Here is a 7,015-nt window from a genome sequence, read left to right as displayed (position 1 = left end):
ATGCTATATAATAGCACATATTTTATCTGCTGTGCAAGACTCCCCCAGCAAAAAACCGGGCCATCCCACTGGGACAGCCCGATTTCGTATTCATCTCATGTATTCTCTTTTATTTCCCGAAGGTTTTCATGCCGGGGTATACGGCAGCGCTGCCCAGTTCTTCTTCAATAACCAGGAGGCGGTTGTATTTGGCAACCCGTTCGCTGCGGTTTGGTGCGCCTGTCTTGATCTGACCTGCATTCAGTGCTACAGCCAAATCGGCAATGGACGTATCTTCCGTTTCACCGGAACGGTGGGATACGACGGCATTGTAGCCAGCTTTATGGGCCATTTTAATGGCTTCCAGCGTTTCCGAGACTGTGCCGATCTGGTTGAGCTTAATCAGGATGGCGTTACCGCAGCCATTGGCAATGCCTTTGGCCAGGCGCTGCGTGTTGGTAACGAATAAGTCGTCGCCGACGAGCTGTACGGACTGGCCCAGTTCCTGCGTCATCTTCTTCCAGCCTTCCCAGTCTTCTTCATCCAGGCCGTCTTCGATGGAGTAAATGGGATATGTTTCGACGAGGTGCTTCCAGTGAGCCACCAGTTCTTCCGACGTAAAGGATTTGCCGCATTTCGGCTGCACATAGGTGCCGGCTTTTTCGCCTTTCCATTCGCTGGCTGCTGCATCGAGAGCGAGGACGAAATCCGTTCCCGGTTTGTAGCCTGCTTTTTCAACAGCACTGAGGATATACTGAATGGCTTCTTCATCACTGCCCAGATTGGGAGCAAAGCCGCCTTCATCGCCGACAGACGTAGCCAGTCCCTTGGCTTTGAGCAGGGAAGCCAGGGCATGGAATACTTCCGTGCACCACCGCAGGCCTTCGCGGAAAGTCGGTGCGCCAACAGGCATAATCATGAATTCCTGTACGTCTACCGTATTGGCTGCATGAGCGCCGCCGTTCAGGATATTCATCATCGGTACAGGCAGGCGATTGCCGTTTACGCCGCCAAAATACCGGTACAGCGGAATGTGCAGGGCTTCTGCAGCTGCTTTGGAGCAGGCAATGGATACGGCCAGAATGGCATTGGCGCCCAGTTTGGATTTATCGGTTGTGCCATCCAGGTCTATCATGATCTTATCGACAGCGTAAATATCGAAGGGGCTTACGCCTTTCAGAGCTTCGCAGATCGGGCCGTTTACATTGGCTACAGCTTTGGAAACGCCTTTGCCGCCAAACCGCGATGCATCGCCGTCGCGCAGTTCCAATGCTTCAAACTGCCCCGTCGAAGCGCCGCTGGGCGATGCGCCATGGCCTACAACGCCATTGCTCAGAACGACGTCAACGCCTACCGTAGGGTTGCCCCGGGAGTCGATAATTTCTCTGCCAATAACCTGTTCGATAGTAATATCTTTCAGTATCATGAGTATCCAGTCTCCTTTGTTGTACAGTATGTTCCCATTCTATTGCCGCAGTATGTAAACGGCATATACAGTCTATACTCGTATTATACACCACGGGCCGCAATCTAGTATATAGAACAGGTAAAAGTTAGTGGGACGACTTTGTCCCTCCAGGGCTGTATATTATCCCTGTTTAGGAGTTACAGGCTGCTGAAACAGTTCTTTTCCCAGCGTCTGAATCCAGAATCCCAGGAGCTTTCTGTAAGCTGTGCCGCTGTCCTGTGAAGAGGCCCAGTGCATGACGTATTCCACAAACTGTTTCGCCCAGTCATAGTTATACCGGTACAGCCGCTTCGGTCCTTCATCGGCCGGCAGCCGGTCCAGCAGAGGCTGAAACAGTTCACTCGTAACGTCCCGGACGCGGGCTGTAACGGGATAGGTATAGCCCATTCCCTTCTTCGTCTGGTCCATAAATACCAGCGCCAGGGCATCGGCAGCACTGCTGTCACTGTCATAATCAATGTGATAGGCCTGAACGGGCAGTTTTTCCCGATCTTCTTTGCGAATCAGCTGATAGGCTCCGTACTTGATAATTTCATACAGCCTGTCGTCATAGCCGCTTTCCAGTTCCAGTATCTTTTCCCGCCATTCGCCCCAGGTCAGAGCCAGGCGGCAGACATATCCCTCAGCCTCAACAATGCCGGCAGTCTGGCATGCTTCATCTGCAAAAACGGGCGCCTTCTGCTCCGGCAGATGCCAGACCATGAACTTCCGGTCCCGGTCGATGTACAGACAAGGTGCTTCTATACGAACCTGCCTGTGACACTTAGGACATTCATAAAAAAACAAGGTGTCGTCATGAAGGATGCGGTGCCGCAGTTCCGGCGCCTCGCCTCCATCAATGCAGTCCCAGGCGGCAAAGGTGCCGGCATGATGGCACGCCGGACATGTAACCTTGATTGTTGTTTCTCGTGTTCCCATATATACTGTTTCTCCTTCCCTAGGCCTGATAATACGGCGGCACTGTGTCGCCAAGATTACTGTCCGCCTGCAGCTCGTCCAGTGTCCGGTACGACGCCATGACCTGATCGGCGGCCTGTTCCATATCCAAAATACTCCGCGGCTGACTCATATCCAGAAAGGGCCGCAAAACGCGCCGCATCTGCCGTACCCGTTCAGCCAGGGCAATGGGATCGGGCTTGTCAGCGCTGACGCGCAGCATGACCAGGGCAATCATCGCTTCGTCTACCAGACTGCTCTGTCCATCGCAATGGCCGTCATTCAGTCGGCGGAGCCAGAACAGAACAGCAGCCCGCGTGTATATGTCCTGCATGGCTTCGTCGGTGCAGACCATGTCGATACGGGTAAAATATGCGCCTTCTGAAAGAATGACCGGAATGACTGCCGCTGCCGCCCGCTGACGGGGATAGCGCTTGTCTTCCGTGCTGATCGATGTAAACGCCAGATATCCTATCTTTTTTTCTTCTGCCAGGAGCAGGCTTTTGCGGTAACAGGAAACAAGCTCTTCTTCTTCGCCCCGCTTGCCGCCGACCCAGATGGGCCCAACAGCATGAATGACGTATTTCGCCGGCAGTTTATAGCCAAAAGTTACTTTGGCATCGCCAGTATGGCAGCCTTTCAGCGCACGGCAGGCAGAAGTCAGGGAAATGCCCCCGGCCCGGTGAATGGCGTTGTCAGTGCCGCCGCTGAGTCCCAGCAGGCTGGAGCTGGCTGAATTCACGATTCCGTCAGCGTGCCACGTCGTTATATCGCCCAGCAATACGCGAAACTGCATAGTATCACATCCTTTACGGTATACATAACTCTGGTTGTATTATATCATAGTTTTCTCTGTTTCCGACTGCTGCGCCGCCTATTTCATAAGCGTGCTGATAGCCTTTTTCAGGTGCTCCACCGCATCCGTATCGTGGCTGCGAATGGCATCGACAATGCAGTGATCAATGTGGTCTTTTAAAATCACCTTGCTCACGCTGCCAATGGCTGAATGAACAGCAGCCAGCTGAATCAGGATATCGCTGCAGTCCCTGCCGTCTTCCACCATTCGCCGTATGGCTTCCAGATGGCCGCTGACCCGGGCCAGCCGGTTCAGGACAACTTTCGTCTGTGTATGACTGTGATGATGGTGCTCCCCTGCAGCGTGACCGCCATGGGAAGCCGGCATCGACAGCATCTCGTCGTCTTCTCCGGCAGTCTCGTGAATATACGGCTCATCATGCTTCTTTACAACCTTGATAAAATAATAGTCTTCCGTATCCATGGCCGCATAGACGGAAAACCCCGCACTGATCAGAGATGCTGCCATCATGTCCACCGGCGGCAGTACTGCTGCACTACTATCTGCACGGCTGTGAATACGGTTTACCTGCTGCCGCGGCATATCGTGCATGATGACGAAGTAGCCGTCCTGCTTCAACGCCTGAAAGACAGTGCGGAAAAATTCCCGGCTGTGCTGATACAGGTGAGGATATATATTTAAACAAATAACTCCGTCATAGACGTGAGGAGGAAAAGAATATTTCAGCAAATTTCCTTCCGTAAAGACGACATTTGGCAGACTGCCGAATTTTTCTTGCCCCCGCTTCAGCATTTGCCGCGAATAGTCCATGCCTTCCACCTGGCCTTCTTCGCCGACAGCATCGCTGAGATAGGGCAGGAGAATACCTGTGCCACAGCCGGCATCAAGCAGGTACTGCCCAGGCTGAATGCCCGCCAGCTGCAGGAGATATTCCAGCTTCTGTCGGTCTTCCTTTCGATCCCGGTCCCATGTACCGGCATAATTTTCAAAAAAGATATGATCTTTATCCAATTTCTTCACCAGCTGCCTGCGCTATATTCGTACAGACTCCTTTACGTGTATTACATGAATATATCTATTATAGGGCATTTTTTATGTCATGAAAAGGCAATACATTACATAATAAAAAACGCTTCACACCAACGTATGAAGCGTTTTGACCCAATGTCAGGACAGTATTACTTGTTTTCCGGAACAAACCACAAGCCATTGTTGTGGGTCTTCAGGTATTCCTTAAATTCATCGGAATGGTAGGCAGCGACAATGTCTTTAGCCCACTGAGCATCTTTGTTCTTGTCTTCTACGACCAGCTGCAGGAGCAGATGAGGCAGAATATCTTCTTTCATCAATGCCGTAGACGGATCGATTTTCGCATTATATACGATGGATCCTGTAATGACGATGAAGGCAAAATCGCTGCGGACAGCGGGGATATTCAGAGATTTCATTTCCGTAAATTTCAGATTATGCGGATTTTCGATAATATCCTGCTGCGTAACGGTAGACAGGTCTTTTTTCGGATCCAGTTTAATCCAGCCAGCTTTCTGCAGCAGCGCATAAGCACGGGCCGTGTTGGCTGCATCATTCGGAACGGCAACGGTATCGCCGTCAGCAACCTGATCCAAAGAGGTCTTCGATCCGGCATAAATACCGGCCGGAACGGTCGGAATCGGTGTCAGCGCAACCAGATGGCCGCCCTGTTTCTGGTTGAAGTTTTCCATATACGCCGTATGCTGTTCGACGTTGAAGTCTACTTCCCCTTCATTCAGCGCTACGTCAGCCTGCAGGAGGTCCGACATGTCTTTGCCCGTAATCTTGTAGCCTTTCTTTTCCAGAATCGGTTTGACGCCCTGTTCAAACAATTCCGAATACGGTCCCTGAGACCTTCCGTATGTTAATTCTTTCTTGGCACTGCTGCTGGCATTGTCGCCGCCGCAGCCGGCGAGAACTGAGGCTCCCAGAGCCAGGACCATTGCCAGAACGCCTAATTTTTTCCATGCTGTCAATTTCATAACTAACTCCCCCAATATAATATTGATGTAATATAATAGCAAGACACGCAATCAGTGATTTCGCGTCTTAAAAGCAAAGTGATTGCCAATAGACTGAATGATCTGCACAAAAATAACCAGAATGACGACTGTAAACATCATGAGCGGCGTATTCATCCGTTCATACCCGTAGGTCAGGGCCAGGTCGCCGACACCGCCGGCACCGATGGCACCGGCCATGGCAGTCGCACCAATAAGGCCGATCGTGCCGGTCGTAACGGACAGAATCAGCGAACTCTTCGCTTCCGGAAGCAGGAAGTACCAGACAATTTCAAAGTACGATGCTCCCATGGCCTGCGCCGCTTCGACGATACCCTTGCTTACGTCGAGAATGGAGTTTTCAAAGAGCCGCGTCAGGTATGGCGCTATGAAGATAATCAGCGGTACCAGAGCGGCAGTCGTGCCAATACGGGTACCGACAATCATCTTGGTCAGCGGTAAAATAAAGACCATCAGGATGATGAAGGGAATACTGCGGATAATGTTGATGACCGTATTGAGGACATTGAAAATATATTTGTTTTTCAAGATGCCGTCAGAGTTGGTCAGCACCAGCGTAACGGCCATAATGACGGCAATAATCGTACCGATAACCAGCGAAACGAAGACCATGTAGATCGTCTGCTGGGCAGCCAGTAAAATCTGTTCGTTTGGAACGCCTAAGTCTATCATGAAAGATGTACCTCCTGCCATTGAATGTTCTGGGAGTCAATATAATCCGTTACCTTCTGTACCGTATCGTGATCTCCCATAACCTGAATGATAAAAATACCCAGTACTGTATGCTGCAGTTCACAGACCGAGGCGAAGACGATATTCGTTTCTACCTGGAGCACCGTATTGATGTGGTAGAGAATGTTGTCCGTTGCATTATCGCCGAGGAAGCGGATTCGCAGCAGGCTGTACGGCGTCTTCTGGGCTTTCAGGCCCGCAGCTACGCTGTCAGGAATGCGGTCGGGAATGACGGTCTGGACAAACCGCCGGGTCATATCCTGCTTGGGATTGCTGAATACATCGAGGACGCTGCCCAATTCGACGACGTTGCCGTGTTCCATGACGGCGACGCGGTTGCACAGCTGCTGAATAACCTGAATCTGATGCGTAACGACGAGAATGGTAATATTCAGTTCGCGGTTGATTTTTTCCAGAAGCCGCAAAATAGCGTCTGTCGTTTCCGGATCAAGGGCACTCGTCGCTTCATCGCACAGCAGAATAGACGGGTTCGTCGCCAGGGCCCGGGCAATGCCGACACGCTGTTTCTGTCCGCCAGACAGCTGACTCGGATAGGCCTGGGCTTTATCGGCGAGGCCGACGAATTCCAAAAGCTCCATGACCCGGGCATGAATGGCGGACTTCTCCGTTTTATTCAGGACCAGCGGAATGGCCACATTATCGTATACAGATTTCGATTCCAGCAGGTTGAACTGCTGAAAGACCATGCCGATTTTCTTGCGTACCTTACGCAGTTCACTATGAGACAGGGTATCAATATTCTGTCCGTCAATTTCCACATGGCCGTCGGTCGGCTTTTCCAGGGCATTGACCATGCGCAGAAGCGTCGATTTGCCGGCACCGCTGAAGCCGATAACGCCGAATATATCGCCGTCTTCAATGGTAAAGGACACATGCTGCAGAGCATGGACCGTTTCGCCTTTACCGGAAAAGGATTTACTTACATCTAAAAATTTAATCATTATATTTCCCCTTTAATGTATCGACTGCCCGCACTGCCAGATCAGCCATATACGCCGATGCCGGATACAG

The 7,015-nt window shown here is 51.3% G+C and carries 7 protein-coding genes; all 7 read right to left on the bottom strand.

What is annotated here, in order from left to right:
- Positions 1-109: 109 nt before the first annotated feature.
- Positions 110-1,399, bottom strand: coding sequence for a phosphopyruvate hydratase (gene eno / locus Q3886_RS07220; RefSeq protein ID WP_367881559.1), 1,290 nt, complete (start codon positions 1,397-1,399; stop codon positions 110-112).
- Positions 1,400-1,567: 168 nt separating this feature from the next.
- Positions 1,568-2,365 (bottom strand): CpXC domain-containing protein, encoded by a 798-nt coding sequence (locus Q3886_RS07215; protein WP_301860617.1) that lies wholly within the window; start codon positions 2,363-2,365, stop codon positions 1,568-1,570.
- A 19-nt stretch (positions 2,366-2,384) separates the two neighbouring features.
- Positions 2,385-3,179, bottom strand: coding sequence for a macro domain-containing protein (locus tag Q3886_RS07210; RefSeq protein ID WP_301860615.1), 795 nt, complete (start codon positions 3,177-3,179; stop codon positions 2,385-2,387).
- A 78-nt stretch (positions 3,180-3,257) separates the two neighbouring features.
- Positions 3,258-4,220: a metal-sensing transcriptional repressor gene (locus tag Q3886_RS07205; RefSeq protein ID WP_301860614.1), complete on the bottom strand. Its 963-nt coding sequence runs from the start codon at positions 4,218-4,220 to the stop codon at positions 3,258-3,260.
- A 158-nt stretch (positions 4,221-4,378) separates the two neighbouring features.
- Entirely contained in the window at positions 4,379-5,212 is an 834-nt protein-coding gene (locus Q3886_RS07200) for a MetQ/NlpA family ABC transporter substrate-binding protein (protein WP_301860613.1), read from the bottom strand.
- Positions 5,213-5,263: 51 nt separating this feature from the next.
- Positions 5,264-5,923 carry a methionine ABC transporter permease gene (locus Q3886_RS07195; protein WP_301860612.1) on the bottom strand — a complete coding sequence of 220 codons (660 nt, stop codon included), beginning with the start codon at positions 5,921-5,923 and terminating at the stop codon, positions 5,264-5,266.
- The gene (locus Q3886_RS07190; protein ID WP_301860611.1) at positions 5,920-6,945 is read right to left on the bottom strand and encodes a methionine ABC transporter ATP-binding protein; all 1,026 of its coding nucleotides are present in this window, start codon (positions 6,943-6,945) and stop codon (positions 5,920-5,922) included. Before Q3886_RS07190 ends, Q3886_RS07195 begins: the two co-directional genes overlap by 4 nt.
- Between the last annotated feature and the right edge of the window lie 70 nt (positions 6,946-7,015).

The sequence above is a fragment of the uncultured Megasphaera sp. genome (assembly GCF_958350005.1).
In the GTDB taxonomy this organism is placed as follows: domain Bacteria; phylum Bacillota; class Negativicutes; order Veillonellales; family Megasphaeraceae; genus Megasphaera.
Note: the sequence above shows the minus strand (reverse complement) of the source record. Positions and strands in the feature narration are given on the sequence as shown.

What these genes read in the sequence shown, in the direction of transcription:
- Q3886_RS07215 (WP_301860617.1), bottom strand. Translation starts at nt 2,365, where the DNA reads ATGGGAACACGAGAAACAACAATCAAGGTTACATGTCCGGCGTGCCAT.
- Q3886_RS07210 (WP_301860615.1), bottom strand. Translation starts at nt 3,179, where the DNA reads ATGCAGTTTCGCGTATTGCTGGGCGATATAACGACGTGGCACGCTGAC.
- Q3886_RS07200 (WP_301860613.1), bottom strand. Translation starts at nt 5,212, where the DNA reads ATGAAATTGACAGCATGGAAAAAATTAGGCGTTCTGGCAATGGTCCTG.
- Q3886_RS07195 (WP_301860612.1), bottom strand. Translation starts at nt 5,923, where the DNA reads ATGATAGACTTAGGCGTTCCAAACGAACAGATTTTACTGGCTGCCCAG.
- Q3886_RS07190 (WP_301860611.1), bottom strand. Translation starts at nt 6,945, where the DNA reads ATGATTAAATTTTTAGATGTAAGTAAATCCTTTTCCGGTAAAGGCGAA.